The sequence below is a fragment of the Halomonas sp. H5 genome (genome assembly GCF_050613175.1).
In the GTDB taxonomy this organism is placed as follows: Bacteria; Pseudomonadota; Gammaproteobacteria; order Pseudomonadales; family Halomonadaceae; genus Bisbaumannia; species Bisbaumannia salifodinae.
Window position 1 is genome coordinate 2,351,797 of sequence record NZ_CP192510.1, and the last position, 17,793, is coordinate 2,369,589.

A 17,793-nucleotide genomic window follows, 5' to 3' on the forward strand; every position below is an offset into this window, starting at 1 on the left:
ATTAGCCTGGGTGGGCCATTCTCACAATAGGTTAGGTGGTCATTCCCACTACAGGTTGGGTGGCCAATTCCCTATTAGCCTGGGTGAGCCATTCCCCAATTAGCCTGGGGGCCACTTCTACCGCTCACCTTCCAGGCCATGCCATACCCGGAGAATAATGATGACACTGGCATGAACTGAATAGCGAACGACGTACTTGCCGAACACCATATCGCGCACAGAATCAGGCACTGGTGCCATTTCAACCGGTGTTCCCATTTTCGGGAAATCGGGTAGCGTTTCGATCTTGCCTACCAGCTCAGCGGCTATCCTCGCTGCCGCAGATGGGTCATGGACCGCGATAAACTCCCTGAGGCGTTTCAAGTCGTCAATGGCGTCGTCCGTGTAAACCAGTTTCACTTGCCCGACCTCGGCGCATCCTGCTCGCTATCGGTACCCCAACTGTCAAGCCAACGATGAACCTCGCCGGAATCGACCACTTTCCCTTGGGCAGCAGACTCCATTGCCCGCAACGTCTGATTCCAACGCTCTTGCTCGAGTTGCTGCTTTTCGATGTATTCCGATAGTGCCTGGTTAATCACCCAGCCTTTGCTCCGATGGAGCCTGCTGGCGATGGTTTCCAAGTGCTGTTCAACTTCTGCCTGGAGGCGAACGGTGGTGACACCCATGACGGTACCCTCGGACTCGATGACTACAATGCATTACAGCATAGTCGGCAAAGGTGGGCCAACAAATCTATCGCTCGGCAATAGGGCCACTGGTGTTGGGAGAGGCTCTGGAGCTGGGAGAGGCTCTGGAGCTGGGAGAGGCTCTGGAGCTGAGAGAGGCTCTGGAGCTGAGAGAGGCTCTGGTGCTGGGAGAGGCTCTGGTGCTGGAAGAGGCGCTGGGGTTGTGGGAGTTCGGGTTCCCCGGACGATTGGGCGACGAAGTCGCCCTGGGTGGCAGCCAAGACCTTCCAGATCGCCCTTCGGTCGATATCACTCGGAATCCGAGCTCCCACAATGGCCTGGGTGGCTACTGGCTTTATGGTGGTTACTGGAGCTGGGAGAGGCTCTGGAGCTGGGAGAGGCCTGGGGTTGTGGGAGTTCGGGTTCCCCGGACGATTGGGCGACGAAGTCGCCCTGGGTGGCAGCCAAGACCTTCCAGATCGCCCTGCGGGCGATATCGCTCGGAATCCGAGCTCCCACAATGGCCTGGGTGGCTACTGGCTCTATGGTGGCTACTGGAGCTGAGAGAGGCTCTGGTGCTGGGAGAGGCCTGGGGTTGTGGGAGTTCGGGTTCCCCGGACGATTGGGCGACGAAGTCGCCCTGGGTGGCAGCTAAGACCCTCCAGATCGCCCTGCGGGCGATATCGCTCGGAATCCGAGCTCCCACAATAGCCTGGGTGGCCACTGGCTTTATGGTGGTTACTGAAGCTGAGAGAGGCTCTGGAGCTGGGAGAGGCTCTGGTGCTGAGAGAAACACTGGGGTTGTGGGAGTTCGGGTTCCCCGGACGATTGGGCGACGAAGTCGCCCTGGGTGGCAGCCAAGACCTTCCAGATCGCCCTGCGGGCGATATCGCTCGGAATCCGAGCTCCCACAATGGCCTGGGTGGCCACTGGCTTTATGGTGGTTACTGGAGCTGAGAGAGGCTCTGGTGCTGGGAGAGGCTCTGGTGCTGGAAGAGGCGCTGGGGTTGTGGGAGTTCGGGTTCCCCGGACGATTGGGCGACGAAGTCGCCCTGGGTGGCAACCAAGACCTTCCAGATCGCCCTTCGGGCGATATCGCTCGGACCCGGGACGCCGGACCGCCGAGCTCCCACAGGAAAGGTGAGGTGGCCACGGCCAGGCTGAGTGGTTTTCCCACCATAGCCAGGCTGGCCATTCCCACAATAGGTTAAGTCACCATTCCCACCCCAGGGGTGTCCCCTCCTACCTCAACAGCCAGGAGAGCACCAGCAACAGCAGCAGGATGCCGGCGACGCCTTGCCAGAAGCGGGCGGGTTCGCCGAGCAGGCCGCCGTCCTCGCCATCGTCGCCGTCGCGGCGGGGTTCGCGCAGCATCACCAGGAACTCCGAGAGGCGCCGGTAGCGCAAGGCACGCTGGGGGTCCAGGGCACGGCGCAGAGCGTCGTCGAGGGCCGGGTCCACCTCGGGGTTGGCGGTGCGGGCGCTGCGGTAGCTGAGCTTCTCCAGGTCGGTGTGGCTGCGCAGCTGATTGGGGGCCAGGGCATAGGGCAGGCCGCCGGTGAGCAGCCAGTAGATCGTGGAGGCCAGGGCGTACTGGTCGCTGCGCCGGCCGACATCGGTATCCAGGGCATACTCCGGGGCGCTGTGCTCGGAGAGCCCCACCTGGCGGGCCAGTTCCCGGGAGTTGCGGTGGCCGTCGCCCTCGCGCAGGCGGCAGGCGCTGAAGTCGGCCAGCACCACCTGGCCATGGGCATCGATCAGGATATTGTCCGGGTGAATGCGCTGGTGCAGCAGGTCGCGGTGGTGCAGGGCCTGCACCGCCTTGCCCAGTTGGCGGGCGATATCCAGGCGCTGGGAGAGGCTGGCCTGGGGGTGGCGGCGGGCCCAGTCGGTAAGGGTCTCGCCGTTGACCAGGGCCATCAGGTAGTAGAGATGGCGCCGCGGCCGCGAGGGCTCCACCACCCGGGCCACGAAGGGCGACTTGACCCGCTCCACCACCCATTGCTGGAGCAGGAAGTGCTCCAGGTAGGCGTTGCGGCTGGAGAGCTCGGGACTGGGCGCCTTGAGCACCATCTGGCGCTGGCTGGCCAGATCGCGGACCCGGTAGACCCGCGACTGGGCGGTGCGCGACAGCACCGCCTCGACTTCCAGGCCATCGAGGCGATCCCCCGGCGCCAGCTCCGGCGGCACCGGCAGGTCGCCATAGACCTTGCCGGGATGGTCCTCGGTGGCCTCGGGCAGGGCATCGATACGCACCAGCTGGAAACAGAACTGGTCACCGCCGTAGCCGCGCTCCTGGGCGCGCTCGCTGGCGGCCTGGGCCAGGCGCTCGCAGGCGGCGTCCAGGTCGCTGACATCGGCGCGGATCAGGCGCACATAGTCCGAGGGCATCAGGGTGCCGCGCACCGCCTGGGTGGTGAAGAGGAAGATATCGCCCTGCTTGAGGGGCACCTGCAGGTAGTCGATCTCGATGCTGGGATCCATGCCCAGCGCCCGGGAGGCGTAACGGTAGCCGCCCAGGTCGGTGATATGGTCCCGGGAGAGCTGTTCGAATTCGGCGCCGCGCAGCAGGAACACCAGGGTATCGCCCATATGGAAGAGGTGCGCCTCGCGGCCATGGTAGACCATCGCCGAGAGCGCGGAGACATAGCTGCCATCCTTGACGTGCTGACTCTGGGCATAGCACCAGGCATTCAGCGAGCGCAGCACGCGAATGGTCGAGTACTTGACGCCCCAGTGATCCGGGGTGGAGAAGTAGTCGGCCACCAGGCCACGCACGCTGAGGTCCCCCGCCTGCTTGGCGATGGCGTTGCGGGAGCTGGAATCGCTGATCACCGCCAGCGCCCCCTTGGCCTCCAACAGGCCGGCATCGGGCACGCGCAACGACATGGAGCTGCGGTGACGCCGCCGCTCCGGCGCCACGAAGGCTTGTCCCACGCTAAGCGATAATTGACGATCCAAGGGGCTCTCCTTATTCACCTCGATGCGGCACCCTGCCCCACGCCGGGCAGGCGGCCCCATGATACACGTTTGATCCGCCTGTCGGCCTGTCAACCAAAGGGGTAGGCCCTGCCATCGTCGGATTGGTAATCGCCGCCGTGGCTTCGTATAATTCGGCGGTTTTCTCTGGCCCCTTCAATCCGCCCACGCAAGGATTCGAGAATGAGCTTCAGCAAGATCCCCGCCGGCAAGGAACTTCCCAACGACGTCTATGTGGCCATCGAGATTCCGGCCCAGCATGCGCCGATCAAGTACGAGATCGACAAGGACCTGGACGCCCTGGTCGTGGATCGCTTCATGGCCACGCCGATGTTCTACCCGGCCAACTACGGCTATATCCCCAACACCCTGGCCGATGACGGCGACCCCCTGGACGCCCTGGTGGTCACCCCGTATCCGGTGCAGCCGGGCAGCGTGATTCGCGCGCGTCCCGTCGGCATCCTCAATATGACCGACGAGGCCGGCGAAGACGCCAAGCTGGTCTGCGTGCCCCACGGCAAACTGACCACCCTGTATGACGACGTCCAGGAAGTGACCGACCTGCCGGAGCTGCTGCGCCAGCAGATCGCCCACTTCTTCGAGAACTACAAGGATCTCGAGAAGGGCAAGTGGGTGAAGGTGGAATCCTGGGAAGGCGCCGACGCCGCCCGCAAGGCCATCGAGAAGGCCGCCGCCGCCCACGAGAAGGCGTAAGGCGCCCTCGGTCCAGGACCGCCCTTCGGGCGATATCGCTTGGCACAGCCGAGCTCCCACAGTAGGTTGGGTGGTCACAGGTTTTGTCGTGGTCACTGGTGTTGTGGGAGCGAGGGTTTCCCGCGCGATTGGGCGACGAAGTCGCCCCTGGTGGCAGCCAAAGCCTTCCAGATCGCCCTTCGGGCGATATCGCGCGGAATCCGCGCTCCCACAGCAGCCTGGGTGGCTCCCACAATAGATTGACTGGCTCCCCACAACAGCCTGGGTGGCCCCCACAAGCAGCTTGGGTGGCAAGCCCCACACCTGCCTGGGTGGCCACAGGTTTTGTCGTGGTCACTGGTGTTGTGGGAGTCCGGGTTCCCCGGACGATTGGGCGACGAAGTCGCCCTTCGGGACAAGCAAGGGCCGCCCCATTGGGGCGGCCCTTGGCGTTTTGGGTGGGCTCAGGCTTCCGCCGCTTCCTCGGCTTCGGGCTCGCCGCTGTCTTCCGGAACCGGCTCGGCGGGCGCCTCCTCGGGCAGCGGCATTTCCTCCTGCGGGGCTGCCTCTTCTTCCTGGGTCGCCTCCTCTTCCTGCACCGGCTCTTCCTGGGGGGCTTCCTCCAGCGCCTCCTCTGCCGGGGCGGGTGCCTCCACCGCCGCCTCGCCGGCATCCCAGGCGGGAACGCTCACGCCCTCGAGGCGATCCGCCAACCGGGTCGCCAGGTCCCGGGCACGCACCGTGTAGTTGGCCATCACCAGGGAGTGGTTGGCGAAGATGCCGAAACCGGAGCCATTGAGCACCAGCGGGCTCCACAGCCGGCGCTGGGTCATCTCCAGCTCGCCGATCAGCCGGGTGAGCAACCCCTGGGCCTCGGCGGCGGCGAGCACGTCGGCGTAGTCGCGCTCCACGGCGCGCAGGAAGTGCAGCAGCGCCCAGGCCTGGCCGCGGGCCTCGAAGAAATCGTCGTCGAGGCGATACCAGGGGGTCGGGTCGGGCAGCTCGTCCGAATCGATGGCCAGGTCGCGCAGGGCCTCGCGCTCGCCGACACTGGCGGAGAGGCGTTGGCTCAGGTCATCCAGGCGCACCGCCACCCGCTCCAGCCATAGCGCCAGGCCATCGCCATCGTCGGCGAAACCGGCCTCGCCGCGTCCCAGCGCCAGCAGGTGCTCGCCCAGGGCCTCGGCGGCCGCTTCCAGGCGGGTCTCGGTGGAGGGGAAGAGCCAGTCGCGGCTCTCGCCCATCAGCTGTTCCAGGGCCTCCTCCAGCGCCGCCGCGTCCTCCTGCTCCAGCGACGGCAACCATTGGGCCAGTTCCCGGGACTGACGCAGCACGCCATATTCCCAGTTGGGCATATTGTCGAGCCATAGCCCCGGCGGGAAGATGTCGTTACGCAGGTAACCGCCGGGCTTCTGGACCAGGACCTCCGCCACGCCGATCAGGGCCGCGGTGGTCACCGCGCCACGCGATGCCGGGCTGGTCGCCGCCTCGGGCTGCTCCGCCGCCACCCGCACCCGTGCATTGGCCGTAGCCTGCTCCACCTCGAAGGCCGCGGGCTCGCGACTCCACCAGATGCCGATCGCCAGGGTCACCAGCAGATAGAGCACCAGCAGCACCACCAGGGGCTTCCAGATCCAGCCATACTCGGGGCGCTCCAGGGCCGTGGAGCGCCCGGCAACCGCCTTACGCTTACCGAACAGGGGCATGTGTCGACTTCCTTGACTCGCGAAATGGGCGGCACCGCTGCGGCGGCACCGGATGCTGAGTTATAGTAGCAGGCGTCACCCCGGGAATGAGAACGCCACCTTGTCCGTCATGCCAACGTCATCGATGCCGGGTGGGGAACTCCCCCTTTGCCCTCGGGTCGCAGAAGGGCCCAAGCCCCCTGCTTGCAAGGATTTTTCCGAGTCATGATGCGCCGTTTATTGCCGCCCCTGCTGCTCCTCCTGCTGGCCCTGATGGCCGGCAGCGTCCAGGCCCAGTGGTTCTCCTCCGCCCGCGACAGCGATTTCCTGCCGGTCCACGAGGCCTTCCAGGCCAGCGCCTGGCACGATGACCAGACCCTCTATGTGGGCTTCACCGCCGCCGAGGACTACTACCTCTATCGCCATCGCTTCGCCGTGGAGAGCGAGGACATCGCCCTGGGCGAGCCCGTATTGCCGCCGGGCGAGCCGATGAGCGACGAGTTCCTGGGCGACGTCAATGTGTTCTTCGACCAGGTGGTCTTCGAGGTGCCTCTGGCCGAGGCGCCGGTATCGGGGGCAGTCCCCTTTACCCTGAGCTTCCAGGGCTGCGCCCTGGCCGGCCTCTGCTATCCGCCGGAGCGCCTGGAGATGACCGCCCTGCCCGGCTCGGCGCCCCCCGCCTTCGCCGACTGGGAGGCCGACGGCGACGCCGGTGGCTCGGCCTCCGTACCGGTGGCACTCGGCGGCGTGCAGAGCGCCGATGGCCGCTTCAGCGAGCTGATGACCAGCGCCAGCCTGCCGCTGGCCCTGGGGCTCTTCTTCCTGGCCGGCCTGGGCCTGACCTTCACGCCCTGCGTGCTGCCGATGATCCCCATCCTGTCGTCGATCATCGTCGGCCAGAACCCCGGCCGCGGCCGCGCCTTCGCCCTCTCCGCCAGCTATGTGGCCGGGATGGCCGCCACCTATGCCCTGGTGGGGGTACTGATGGGGCTGTTCGGCGCCGGCCTCAACCTGCAGGCACGGCTGCAGTCGGCGCCGGTGCTGATCACCTTCGCGGCCCTCTTCGTACTCTTCGCCCTAGCCATGTTCGGGGTCTTCAAGCTGCGCATGGCGCCCGCCCTGGCCGGCCGCGTCGAGGCCTGGCAGGCCCGGGCCCAGCGCAGCGGCCCCGCCGGCCTGGCGCTGGCCGGCGCCCTCTCGGTGTTGGTGGTCTCGCCCTGCGTCTCGGCGCCTTTGGCCGGTGCCCTGGTGTTTATCTCCACCACCGGTGATGCCGTGATGGGCGGCGCCGCCCTGCTGGCCCTGGCGCTGGGCATGGGGGTGCCGTTGCTGCTGGTGGGCACCTTCGGCACCACCCTGATGCCGCGCAGCGGCGCCTGGATGGAGGGGGTCAAGATCGCCTTCGGCCTGCTGCTGCTGGGGGTGGCCATCTGGTTGATCGAGCGGCTGCTGCCGGGGCCGCTGGCCCTGTTGCTGTGGGCGGCCCTGGCGGTGGCGGCGGCGCTTTCCCTGGGCGCCCTGCGCCTGGGCACCCGGGGCTGGGCCCAGCTACGCCAGGGAGCGGGCATCCTGCTGCTGGCCTGGGGCCTGGCCCTGGTGCTGGGTGCCGCCCAGGGCGGCAGTGATCCGCTGCGCCCCCTGGCGCTCCCCGCCACCCAGGGCGGGAATACCCTCACCACCAGCGAACCGGATGCCGTGGTGCACGACCTGGCCGGCCTGGAACGCGCCCTGGCCAGCGCCGGCGAGTCCCCGGTCTTCGTCGACGTCACCGCCGACTGGTGCATCTCCTGCAAGCAGCTGGAGCGCAGCGTCTACCCGGCGCCGGAGGTGGCCGAGCCCCTCTCGGCCTTCCGGCGGGTGCAGGTGGACGTCACCGAGAGCAACGGCGCCAGCCGCGAGCTGCTGGGCCATTTCGAGCTGTTCGGCCCCCCCAGCCTGCTGTTCTTCTCCCGTGGCGAGGAGATTCGCGAGGCGCGTATCCAGGGCGAGGTGAACCGCGACGAGTTCGCCGGCCATCTTAATCAGCTGCTAACCTGGCTGGAGAGCCGGCAGGGGTGATCGGGACGAGGCTGCCACTGGGGTAGTGGGAGCGTGGGTTTCCCGCGCGATTGGGCGACGCAGTCGCCCCTGGTGGCCGCCAAGGCCTTCCAGATCGCCCTTCGGGCGATATCGCGCGGAATCCGCGCTCCCACAGCAGCCTAGGTGGCTCCCACAATAGATTGGGTGGCCACTGGCTTTGGGAGAGGCTCTGGGGTGGTAGGAGCTCGGCGGTCCGGCGTTCCGGTTCTTCCGAGCGATTGGCGCCGCCAGGCGCCAGGGCGACTGCGTCGCCCAATCGTCCGGCAGAGCCGGACTCCCACAACACCAGTGGCCAACTAAGCCCACTGTGGGAATAGTTACCCAGCCTACCTGTGGGAGCCTGGAGTGATTGTTCCGGAACCAAGCCTTCAGTCAACATCACATAAAAGCCCTGGTTTACTGGAGAAGATCGCGAAACAAGCGTTTAAATTCGCGTTTCTGCGGATATCCTAGACAACCCGGTCGTTTTTCGGCAAACTCCGCCAACACGCCTTTTGGCGCGGCAATCGGCGGCAATTTGCTGAACTTTGCCTCGATCCGAACCGTTTTCTCGCAGGTTGACAGCGCCGCTGCGCAGCCTGCCTCAAGCCCTCTCAATACTCCATTACGAGCGAGACAACCGCATGGATATCCGTAAGGTCAAGAAGCTGATCGAGCTGCTGGAAGAGTCCAATATCAGCGAGATCGAGATCCAGGAAGGCGAGGAATCCGTCCGCATCAGCCGCCACCCCAATGGCGTGGCCTATCAGCCCGCCCCGCAGCCCGCCGCCTATGCGCCGGCTCCGGCGGCCCCCGCCGCCACCCCGGCGGCCAGCGAACCGGCGGCCCCGGCCGCACCGACCGGCCATACCGTCAACTCGCCCATGGTGGGCACCTTCTACCGGGCCCCGGCACCGGGCGCCAAGCCCTTCGCCGAAGTGGGCCAGGCGGTGCGCAAGGGTGAGGCGGTGTGCATCGTCGAGGCGATGAAGATGATGAACCAGATCGAGGCCGACAAGGACGGCGTCATCGAAGCCATCCTGGTGGAAGACGGCGAGCCGGTCGAGTTCGATCAGCCGATGCTGGTCATCGCCTGAGGTCCCGACCTCGAGGCTCTCCACTGACACCACACTACGGGCGGATAACAGATGTTGGACAAGGTACTCATCGCCAATCGCGGCGAGATCGCCCTGCGCGTCCTGCGTGCCTGCAAGGAACTGGGCATCAAGACCGTGGCGGTGCACTCCAAGGCCGACCAGGAGCTGATGCATGTGCGTCTGGCCGATGAAGCGGTATGCATCGGCCCGGCCTCCTCGGCCCAGTCTTACCTCAATATTCCGGCGCTGATCAGCGCCGCCGAGGTCACCGACGCCAGCGCCATTCACCCCGGCTACGGCTTCCTCTCCGAGAACGCCAACTTCGCCGAGCAGGTGGAGCGTTCCGGCTTCGTCTTTATCGGGCCGCGGGCCGAGACCATTCGCCTGATGGGCGACAAGGTCAGCGCCATCGAGGCGATGAAGAAGGCCGGCGTGCCCACGGTGCCCGGGTCCGACGGCCCCCTGCCGGAAGACGAGGCGGAGCTGCTGGCCATCGCCAAGCGTATCGGCTACCCGGTGATCATCAAGGCCGCCGCCGGCGGCGGCGGGCGCGGCATGCGCGTCGTGCATACCGAGGCGCACCTGCTCTCCTCGGTGAGCATCACCCAGACCGAGGCCGCCGCGGCCTTCGGCGACGGCACCGTCTATATGGAGAAGTTCCTCCAGGAGCCGCGCCATGTGGAGGTGCAGGTGCTGGCCGATGGCCAGGGCAACGCCATCCACCTCTATGATCGCGACTGCTCCCTGCAGCGCCGCCACCAGAAGGTGCTGGAGGAGGCCCCGGCGCCGGGCCTGGACCCGGAGGCCCGGGCCCAGGTGCTGGAGGCGTGCCGCCAGGCGTGCCTGACCATCAACTACCGGGGCGCCGGCACCTTCGAGTTCCTCTACGAGAAGGGCCAGTTCTTCTTTATCGAGATGAACACCCGCGTCCAGGTGGAGCATCCGGTCACCGAGCAGATCACCGGGGTGGACATCGTCAAGGAGCAGCTGCGCATCGCCGCCGGTTTGCCGCTGTCGATCCGCCAGGAAGACGTCAAGGTCAACGGCCACGCCTTCGAGTGCCGGATCAATGCCGAGGACTCCCGCACCTTCATGCCCTCGCCGGGCAAGGTGAGCCTCTATCACCCGCCGGGTGGCCTGGGGGTGCGCATGGACTCCCACCTCTATACCGGCTATACGGTGCCGCCCCACTACGACTCCCTGATCGGCAAGCTGATCACCTGGGGCGAGGACCGCACCGCGGCCCTGACTCGCATGCGCAATGCCCTGGACGAGCTGCTGGTGGAAGGCATCAAGACCAACACCGACCTGCACAAGGATCTGGTGCGCGATACCCACTTCCAGCAGGGTGGGGTCAATATCCACTATCTGGAGAAGAAGCTGGGTCTGTAAGCCTCGATCCGCCTTCACCGACGGGATGGCCCTGGGCCATCCCGTCGGTCGTTTGGATACCCTGACACGCCCTTTTACGCAGGAGACGCCACCATGCCCTGGCTACAACTCAAGGCGCGAATCGCCCCGGAGCAGGCCGAGACCCTGGAGGAGCTGCTGCTCGCCGAGGGGGCCTCCGCCATCACCCTGCAGGATGCCCATGACGACCCGGTCTTCGAGCCGGAGCGGGGCACCACGCCGCTATGGAACGAAACGGTACTGACCGGCCTGTATGACGACCTGGAGGGCATCGACGCCATGCTCGAGCGGGTACGCCAGGCCTGGAGCCTGGAGGTGCCCGACGAGCCCTGCCCGGAGGTGGAGTTCGAGCTGCTCGCCGACCGCGACTGGGAGCGGGAGTGGATGGACGGCTTCACGCCGCTGAAGATGGGCCAGCGACTGTGGATCGTGCCCAGCTGGCATGAGGCCCCGGAGCCCGAGGCGGTCAACCTGCTGCTCGACCCGGGCCTGGCCTTCGGCACCGGCACCCACCCCACCACGGCACTGTGCCTGGAGTGGCTGGATGGGCTGGCGGTGGCCGGCGAACTGGAGGCGAAGGCGGTACTCGACGTGGGCTGCGGCTCCGGCATCCTGGCCATCGCCGCCCTCAAGCTGGGCGCCAGCCGCGCCGTGGGCACCGATATCGACCCCCAGGCCCTGCAGGCCAGCCGCGACAACGCCGAGCGCAACGCCATCGCCGAGGAGCGCCTGACGCTCTTCTATCCGGAGCAGCTCGAGGAGGGCCCCTTCCCGGTGGTGGTGGCCAATATCCTCGCCGGCCCCCTGGTGGAACTGGCCCCCACTATCGCCGGCCAGGTGGCCCCCGGCGGGCACCTGGTGCTCTCGGGGATCCTCGCCCAGCAGGCCGAGGAGGTGTTGGTAGCCTATGAGGCCCAGGGCCTGGTGATGGAGCCGCCGGTGGAGCGGGAGGGCTGGGTGCGCCTGGAGGGGCGCCGGCCGGCCTGAATCGCCCTTCGGGCGAATCGCGCGGAATCCGCGCTCCCACAATAGATTGGGTGGCTCCCCACAGCAGCCTGGGTGGCCACTGGTTTTGGGAGAGGCTCTGGGGTTGTGGGAGTCCGGGTTCCCCGGACGATTGGGCGACGCAGTCGCCCCTGGTGACAGTCAGGATCGCCCTGCGGGCGATATCGCCGAAGCGTCGGACCGGCAGAACCGGAGCGCCGGACCGCCGCGCTCCCACAATAGATTGGGTGGCCCCCACAAGCAGCTTGGGTGGCAAGCCCTACAATAGGCTGGGTCGGCTGCCCCGAGTGGGCGCTTTCGCCGCGGGAGAATGCCAATTGCCACCTTCACCCGGGGGCGCCGGCTGGGTATCATAGGCCCCCCTTGAATCGAGCCCCCGGTTTTCATGCCCATAAGCCACGCCACGCCCCTGCCCGCCATCGGACCCCACCGGCTGACCAGCCGGGCGATCCTGGCGCCCATGGCCGGGGTCACCGACCGCCCCTTCCGGGCGCTGTGCCGGCGCCTGGGCGCCGGCCTGGTGGTGGGCGAGATGGTCACCTCGGACCCCAGCCTGTGGCATACCCGCAAGTCGCGGCTGCGCATGGACCATCGCGGCGAGCCGGGGCCGCGCAGCGTGCAGATCGCCGGCGGCGATGCGGCGATGCTCGCCGAGGCGGCACGACTCAACGCCGAGCGTGGCGCCGAGATCATCGATATCAATATGGGCTGCCCGGCCAAGAAGGTGTGCAACAAGGCCGCCGGCTCGGCGCTGCTGCGCGACGAGGCGCTGGTGGCGGAGATCCTCGAGGCGGTGGTGGCCGCGGTGGAGATCCCGGTGACCCTGAAGATCCGCACCGGCTGGTGCGCCGAGAGCAACAATGGGCTGCGGGTGGCCAGGCTCGCCGAGGCCGCCGGCATCCAGGCCCTGGCGGTGCATGGCCGCCATCGTCAGCAGCGTTACCAGGGCCAGGCGGAGTACGACACCATCGCCGAGATCAAGTCGCGGGTGTCGATTCCGGTGTTCGCCAACGGCGATATCGATTCCGCCGCCAAGGCCGCCCGGGTTCTCGACTATACTGGGGCGGATGCGGTGATGGTGGGCCGCGGCGCCCAGGGCAATCCCTGGCTCTTCCGCGAGATCGATCATTACCTGGCCCATGGCCAGGAGATAGCGCCGCCGAGCGCCACCGAGCGCCACCGGTTGTTGGGTGAACACCTTGGTGCCCTGCATGACTTCTACGGTGAGGTGATGGGGGTACGGATCGCCCGCAAGCACTTGGGCTGGTATCTGGAGCGCCATGAAGCGGACGACGCCAAGTCCCTGAAGGCGGTATTCAACCGCCTGGAGACGCCGGGCGCCCAGCACCATTTCGTGAATGAACTCTTCGGCCTGGAGGGCTTGCCCTCGGCCGCCAATGGAACCAGTGCAGCATGACCAGCAGGCAAGCAACGACGCCCGATAATGCGACACGCGTGGATCAGGAACCCATGAGCTTCTCCGCCATCGATGCCCGCCCGGCCTCGGCACCGCCCGAGGGGCAGGCCCCCGCCCCCGAGCGCCCCCTGCGGGAGGCCGTGGACCTGGCGATGCGCCGCTACTTCGCCCATCTCGATGGCGAGTCGGTCACCGGCCTCTATGCCATGGTGCTCGACGAGGTGGAGGCGCCGCTGCTGGCCGCCGTGATGGAACACGTCAACGGTAACCAGACCCGCGCCGCCGAGCTACTCGGCCTCAATCGCGGCACCCTGCGCAAGAAGCTCAAGCAGCATGCCCTGATCTGACCCTTTTCTTCCCGAAGGGAGCCGCACGCGGCTCCCTTCGTTCGTTTTCCAGCCAACTCCGAGAGTGCAAGTCCATGGCCCAATCCGCCTCCCCCTCCGCTTCCACCCTGCCGGTGCGCCGCGCCCTGCTCAGCGTCTCCGACAAGACCGGTATCGTCGATTTCGCCCGTGGCCTGGTCGAGCGCGGCGTGGCGCTGCTCTCCACCGGCGGCACCTTCAAGCTGCTGCGCGACAACGAGATTCCGGTCACCGAGGTGTCGGCCCACACCGGCTTCCCCGAGATCATGGATGGTCGGGTCAAGACCCTGCACCCCAAGATCCATGGCGGCATCCTCGGTCGCCGCGGCCAGGACGACGCGGTGATGAGCGAGCATGAGATCGACCCCATCGATATGGTGGTGGTCAATCTCTATCCCTTCGCCCAGACCGTGGCCAGGCCCGACTGCACCCTGGAGGACGCCATCGAGAATATCGATATCGGCGGCCCCACCATGGTCCGCGCCTGCGCCAAGAACCATGCCCACACCAGCATCCTGGTGGATGCCGGCGACTATGCCCGGGTACTGGGCGATATGGACGCCAATGGCGGCGCGGTGAGCCTCGCGACCCGCTTCGACCTGGCGGTGAAGGCCTTCGAACACACCGCCGGCTATGATGCCGCCATCGCCAACTACCTGGGCCAACGGGTCGAGGGCGGCGAAGCCGGCTTCCCGCGCACCTACAGCGTCCAGTATCGCAAGAAGCAGGAAATGCGCTACGGCGAGAACCCCCACCAGCAGGCCGCCTTCTATGTGGAGGACGACGCCAGCGAGCCCAGCGTGGCCACCGCCGAGAGCCTGCAGGGCAAGGCGCTCTCCTTCAACAACGTGGCCGACACCGATGCCGCCTTCGAATGCGTCAAGGCCTTCGAGGAGCCGGCCTGCGTGATCGTCAAGCACGCCAACCCCTGCGGCGTGGCCCTCGGCGAGTCGCCCCTGGCGGCCTACGAGAAGGCCTTCGCCACCGACCCCACCAGCGCCTTCGGCGGCATCATCGCCTTCAACCGGCCGCTGGATGCCGCTACCGCCCGGGCCATTATCGACCGCCAGTTCGTCGAGGTAATCATCGCCCCCGGGGTGGCCGACGCCGCCCGCGAGATCGTCGCCGAGAAGCAGAACGTGCGCCTGCTCGACGTGGCCGCCCACTGGGGCAATGCCGCGCTCGCCGGCCACGACTTCAAGCGCGTCAATGGCGGCCTGCTGGTGCAGGATCGTGACCAGGGCATGGTGGAGCGCGACGAGCTGAAGGTGGTGACCCAGCGCACCCCCAGCGAGCAGGAGCTGCGCGACCTGATGTTCGCCTGGAAGGTGGCCAAGTTCGTCAAGTCCAACGCCATCGTCTACGTCAAGGAAGGCCAGACCATCGGCGTGGGCGCCGGCCAGATGAGCCGCGTCTACTCGGCCAAGATCGCCGGCATCAAGGCCGCCGACGAGGGCCTCTCGGTCCCCGGCTCGGTGATGGCCAGTGACGCCTTCTTCCCGTTCCGGGACGGCATCGATGCCGCCGCGGCCGCGGGCATCACCGCGGTGATCCAGCCCGGCGGCTCCATGCGCGACCAGGAGGTGATCGACGCCGCCAATGAGGCGGGTATCGCCATGGTCTTTACCGGGATGCGCCACTTCCGCCACTAAAGCTGCAAGCTGCAAGCTGCAAGCTGGAAGCTGGAAGCTGGAAGCTGGAAGCTGGAACGGCAGTGTAGCCTCAGCCTGGTATAAAAGTTCGGCTCCGCCGGACGATTGGCGCCGAGAGGCGCCTACCAGGATCGCCCTTCGGGCGATATCGCTCGGCACAGCCGAGCTCCCACAGTAGCCTGGGGGGCCACTGGTTTTGTGGGAGTCCGGATTCCGGACGATTGGGCGACGAAGTCGCCCCTGGTGACAATCAGGATCGCCCCCATGGCCAGGCCATGGGGGCGGTTTTTACTTCCAGCTCCCGGCAAAGCCGGGGCGGACTGCGATCACCGGCTGGGGTTGATCTCGGTAAAGTTCAGGGTGGCATCGCGCAGTTCGCTGTTACCCCAGACGCCGACCCAGATGTTATACATGCCGCTCTGCGCCTTGGGGAAACTGACCATGGGGTCGAGCCCGTTGGCGTCATCATTGCAGTACCAGCGCCCGTCCGGCGCATTGATCACCAGGGTGGTGTCGGTGCGGGACTCGACATGGATATAGAGCGGCAGGCTGCCGGCGGTATAGTAGAGGTCCACATCCGGGGCCTCGGCATAGATATAGCCGGCACAGCCACTCCCCAGGCTGGAGCTGACCTGGGTGCTGCCCCCGGCGGAAAGGTCCACCCGGTGCGGGTCCGGCATAAAGCCGGCACTCAGGTTGACCGAGCCGTAGGTGGGGGGAGCCTGCCAGTTCGGATCGGTGGCCTGGGCGGCCGTTGCGCCGGCCAGCATCAGGCCGGCCAGGGCCCCGATCAGGCCCCGCTTCCCTTGAATCATTGCCATTGAATTCTCCCTTTAGCGCCCTGCGATTTTCGGTGCGCCTTGTTATTCCTGAATTGCGTCTTCTAACGCCTCGTTATTCTATGCCCGTGCGAACACGAGACCCGGCTAATGATTGATGAAATCGCGGGCGCAAGCAAATCTTCCTTGGGAGAAGTGATGCATTGATCAGGGGACGCCGGGTTTGTCCGTCAACGACTCGAGCAGTGCCACCACGCTCTCGGGGGCGAATTGGTACTCCCGCATCAGCGTCTCGAGACGCTCCTCGAAAAGCCGCTCGCTCTCCTCCTTGCGCTGAGACTGCGCCGAGGCAACCGGTGGACCGGTGGGGATATCCAGGCGGTGATTGGGGTCATCGAGTTGCTGCAGGGCCTGGGCAAAGGCGTCGTCTAGCTCACGAAACTTGCGCAATTTCTCGCGCTCATCCATGACATTGGCTTTCTTTTGCTGTTTCATTCGCGTTTATCGGTGACCGTCGGAAATTCGTAATCCATGGCGCTGCAGTTTGCGCACCACACTGGGCTGACTGATACCCAGGCGCTCGGCCATGGCATAAGTACTCGGCAACTGCGTGCACAGTTCAGCCAGGATCTCGCGCTCGAACCGGGCGAGACCTTGTTTGAGGCCCTCGCCTTCGGCGAGTTTGATCGCCCCGGGGCCCGGGGAAGAAGAATCGTCGAGCAGTATAGCGCCTTCCGGGACTCGACTGGAACGCTGCGGAGCGAGCCCCCGGGCCTCGATCATCTCGTCGGGCGCCGAAAGCCAGGCCCGCTCCAGCCAGTTTTCCAACTCGCGTACATTACCCGGCCAGTCGTGCCCCATCAACTCCTGCCAGACGCCGGGGGCCAATAACTTGTCGCGCCCGTAGCGCCGATTGAGTCGCCGCAGTTGCAACTCCACCAGGCCGGGGATGTCCTCCGGACGCTCGCGCAGCGGCGGCAGGGTCACCGGAATCACATTGAGGCGGTAATAGAGATCGAGACGGAAACGCCCCTCCTCCACGCGCCGCGCCAGGTCCTGGTTGGTGGCTACCACCAGGCGGAAGTCCACCCGCCGCGCCCGGGTATCGCCCAGCCGGGTCAGGCTCCCATCCTGGATCACCTTGAGCAGCTTGGTCTGCATGGCCAGGGGCAGCTCGCCGATCTCGTCAAGGAAGAGGGTGCCGCCCTGAGCCTGCTCCATCAGCCCCGCCTTGCCCTGGCGGGCGGCGCCGCTGAAGGCGCCCGGCTGGTAACCGAACATCTCCGACTCGAACAGGCTCTCGGGAATGGCCCCGCAGTTGACGTCGATAAAGGGCCCCTCGCGACGGCGACTCCAGCGGTGCAGCTGGCGGGCGAAGGCGGTCTTGCCGACCCCGGATTCGCCCAGCATCAGCACGCTGGCATCGGTGGGGGCGACCCGCTTGAGCAGCAGGGCGATCTCATGCATCAGCTCACTGCGGATACGCAGCTCGCCTTGCGCCGCGTCCACCTCCAGGTCATCGCCCAGGGAGGCCGCGGCACTGCGTTTCAGGTGCTCGCTGAAGCGCCGTTGCAGTAGCTGATACTCCTCCTGGAGCCACTGCAGGTCGGTGAGATCCATGGAGCGACTGATAATGCGTTCCAGGCGATCGCCGCTAAACACCGGATAGGCCTGGGCGATCACCCGACGCCCGGTGCTGGTGGTCTGCATCACCTGGGCCGGCTTGCCGCTGCGCATCACCTCGAGGCTCACCGAGGGCGTCAGGATGCCATCCGCCTCGAGGCGCTGGACCGTGGTGGCGCACAGCGCCTCCCGTGACATGCCATAGACCGCCGCGGCCCCGGGGCTGACGTCGAGCACCCGGCCCTGGCCATCGACGATAAAGATATGGTCATTGGCATTCTCCACCAGGGTCCTGAGCACCCGGGCATCGGTTTCGCTCATCTCCCCTCCCTTGATTCATTCCTGCATCGATCATGCATTTT

General features: G+C 66.5%; 15 protein-coding genes. 8 read left to right on the top strand and 7 right to left on the bottom strand.

The genetic code is table 11. The features are described from left to right. Positions 1-117: 117 nt before the first annotated feature. From ACQ1W9_RS10985 to ACQ1W9_RS10995, 3 genes are all read right to left on the bottom strand, one after another. The gene (locus ACQ1W9_RS10985; RefSeq protein WP_431023411.1) at positions 118-399 is read right to left on the bottom strand and encodes a type II toxin-antitoxin system RelE/ParE family toxin; all 282 of its coding nucleotides are present in this window, start codon (positions 397-399) and stop codon (positions 118-120) included. Then, entirely contained in the window at positions 396-668 is a 273-nt protein-coding gene (locus ACQ1W9_RS10990) for a CopG family ribbon-helix-helix protein (protein WP_431023412.1), read from the bottom strand. Before ACQ1W9_RS10990 ends, ACQ1W9_RS10985 begins: the two co-directional genes overlap by 4 nt. Before the next feature lie 1,242 nt (positions 669-1,910). Next, complete coding sequence (locus ACQ1W9_RS10995; RefSeq protein ID WP_346060676.1) at positions 1,911-3,557, bottom strand: protein kinase domain-containing protein; 1,647 nt, start codon at positions 3,555-3,557, stop codon at positions 1,911-1,913. A gap of 273 nt (positions 3,558-3,830) precedes the next feature. Between ACQ1W9_RS10995 and ppa the strand changes: the two genes are divergently transcribed. Then, a complete protein-coding gene (gene ppa / locus ACQ1W9_RS11000; protein ID WP_431023413.1) occupies positions 3,831-4,361 on the top strand; it encodes an inorganic diphosphatase in 531 nt (176 codons plus the stop codon). 443 nt (positions 4,362-4,804) lie between these two features. On the opposite strand, the gene ACQ1W9_RS11005 is transcribed toward ppa, so the two are convergent. After that, the gene (locus ACQ1W9_RS11005) at positions 4,805-6,046 is read right to left on the bottom strand and encodes a DUF2333 family protein (RefSeq protein WP_431023414.1); all 1,242 of its coding nucleotides are present in this window, start codon (positions 6,044-6,046) and stop codon (positions 4,805-4,807) included. 207 nt (positions 6,047-6,253) lie between these two features. Between ACQ1W9_RS11005 and dsbD the strand changes: the two genes are divergently transcribed. The 7 genes from dsbD to purH all read left to right on the top strand — a co-directional run bounded on the left by dsbD (position 6,254) and on the right by purH (position 15,029). After that, positions 6,254-8,083 (top strand): protein-disulfide reductase DsbD, encoded by a 1,830-nt coding sequence (gene dsbD / locus ACQ1W9_RS11010; RefSeq protein WP_431026439.1) that lies wholly within the window; start codon positions 6,254-6,256, stop codon positions 8,081-8,083. A gap of 644 nt (positions 8,084-8,727) precedes the next feature. Then, entirely contained in the window at positions 8,728-9,180 is a 453-nt protein-coding gene (gene accB, locus ACQ1W9_RS11015) for an acetyl-CoA carboxylase biotin carboxyl carrier protein (RefSeq protein ID WP_431023415.1), read from the top strand. 51 nt (positions 9,181-9,231) lie between these two features. Further along, positions 9,232-10,572 carry an acetyl-CoA carboxylase biotin carboxylase subunit gene (accC, locus tag ACQ1W9_RS11020; RefSeq protein ID WP_431023416.1) on the top strand — a complete coding sequence of 447 codons (1,341 nt, stop codon included), beginning with the start codon at positions 9,232-9,234 and terminating at the stop codon, positions 10,570-10,572. A 93-nt stretch (positions 10,573-10,665) separates the two neighbouring features. Continuing rightward, a complete protein-coding gene (prmA, locus tag ACQ1W9_RS11025) occupies positions 10,666-11,577 on the top strand; it encodes a 50S ribosomal protein L11 methyltransferase (protein WP_431023417.1) in 912 nt (303 codons plus the stop codon). Positions 11,578-11,980: 403 nt separating this feature from the next. Further along, entirely contained in the window at positions 11,981-13,012 is a 1,032-nt protein-coding gene (dusB, locus tag ACQ1W9_RS11030) for a tRNA dihydrouridine synthase DusB (RefSeq protein WP_431023418.1), read from the top strand. Positions 13,013-13,065: 53 nt separating this feature from the next. Continuing rightward, positions 13,066-13,359, top strand: a complete 294-nt coding sequence (gene fis, locus ACQ1W9_RS11035; protein ID WP_346060585.1) for a DNA-binding transcriptional regulator Fis — start codon at positions 13,066-13,068, stop codon at positions 13,357-13,359. 74 nt (positions 13,360-13,433) lie between these two features. After that, a complete protein-coding gene (gene purH, locus ACQ1W9_RS11040) occupies positions 13,434-15,029 on the top strand; it encodes a bifunctional phosphoribosylaminoimidazolecarboxamide formyltransferase/IMP cyclohydrolase (RefSeq protein ID WP_431023419.1) in 1,596 nt (531 codons plus the stop codon). Between the two features lie 326 nt (positions 15,030-15,355). On the opposite strand, the gene ACQ1W9_RS11045 is transcribed toward purH, so the two are convergent. The 3 genes from ACQ1W9_RS11045 to ACQ1W9_RS11055 form a co-directional block, all read right to left on the bottom strand. Next, the gene (locus tag ACQ1W9_RS11045) at positions 15,356-15,850 is read right to left on the bottom strand and encodes a hypothetical protein (RefSeq protein ID WP_431023420.1); all 495 of its coding nucleotides are present in this window, start codon (positions 15,848-15,850) and stop codon (positions 15,356-15,358) included. 165 nt (positions 15,851-16,015) lie between these two features. Then, positions 16,016-16,303 (bottom strand): hypothetical protein, encoded by a 288-nt coding sequence (locus ACQ1W9_RS11050; protein ID WP_431023421.1) that lies wholly within the window; start codon positions 16,301-16,303, stop codon positions 16,016-16,018. A gap of 6 nt (positions 16,304-16,309) precedes the next feature. Further along, positions 16,310-17,752, bottom strand: a complete 1,443-nt coding sequence (locus ACQ1W9_RS11055; protein WP_431023422.1) for a sigma-54 interaction domain-containing protein — start codon at positions 17,750-17,752, stop codon at positions 16,310-16,312. Positions 17,753-17,793 lie beyond the last annotated feature (41 nt).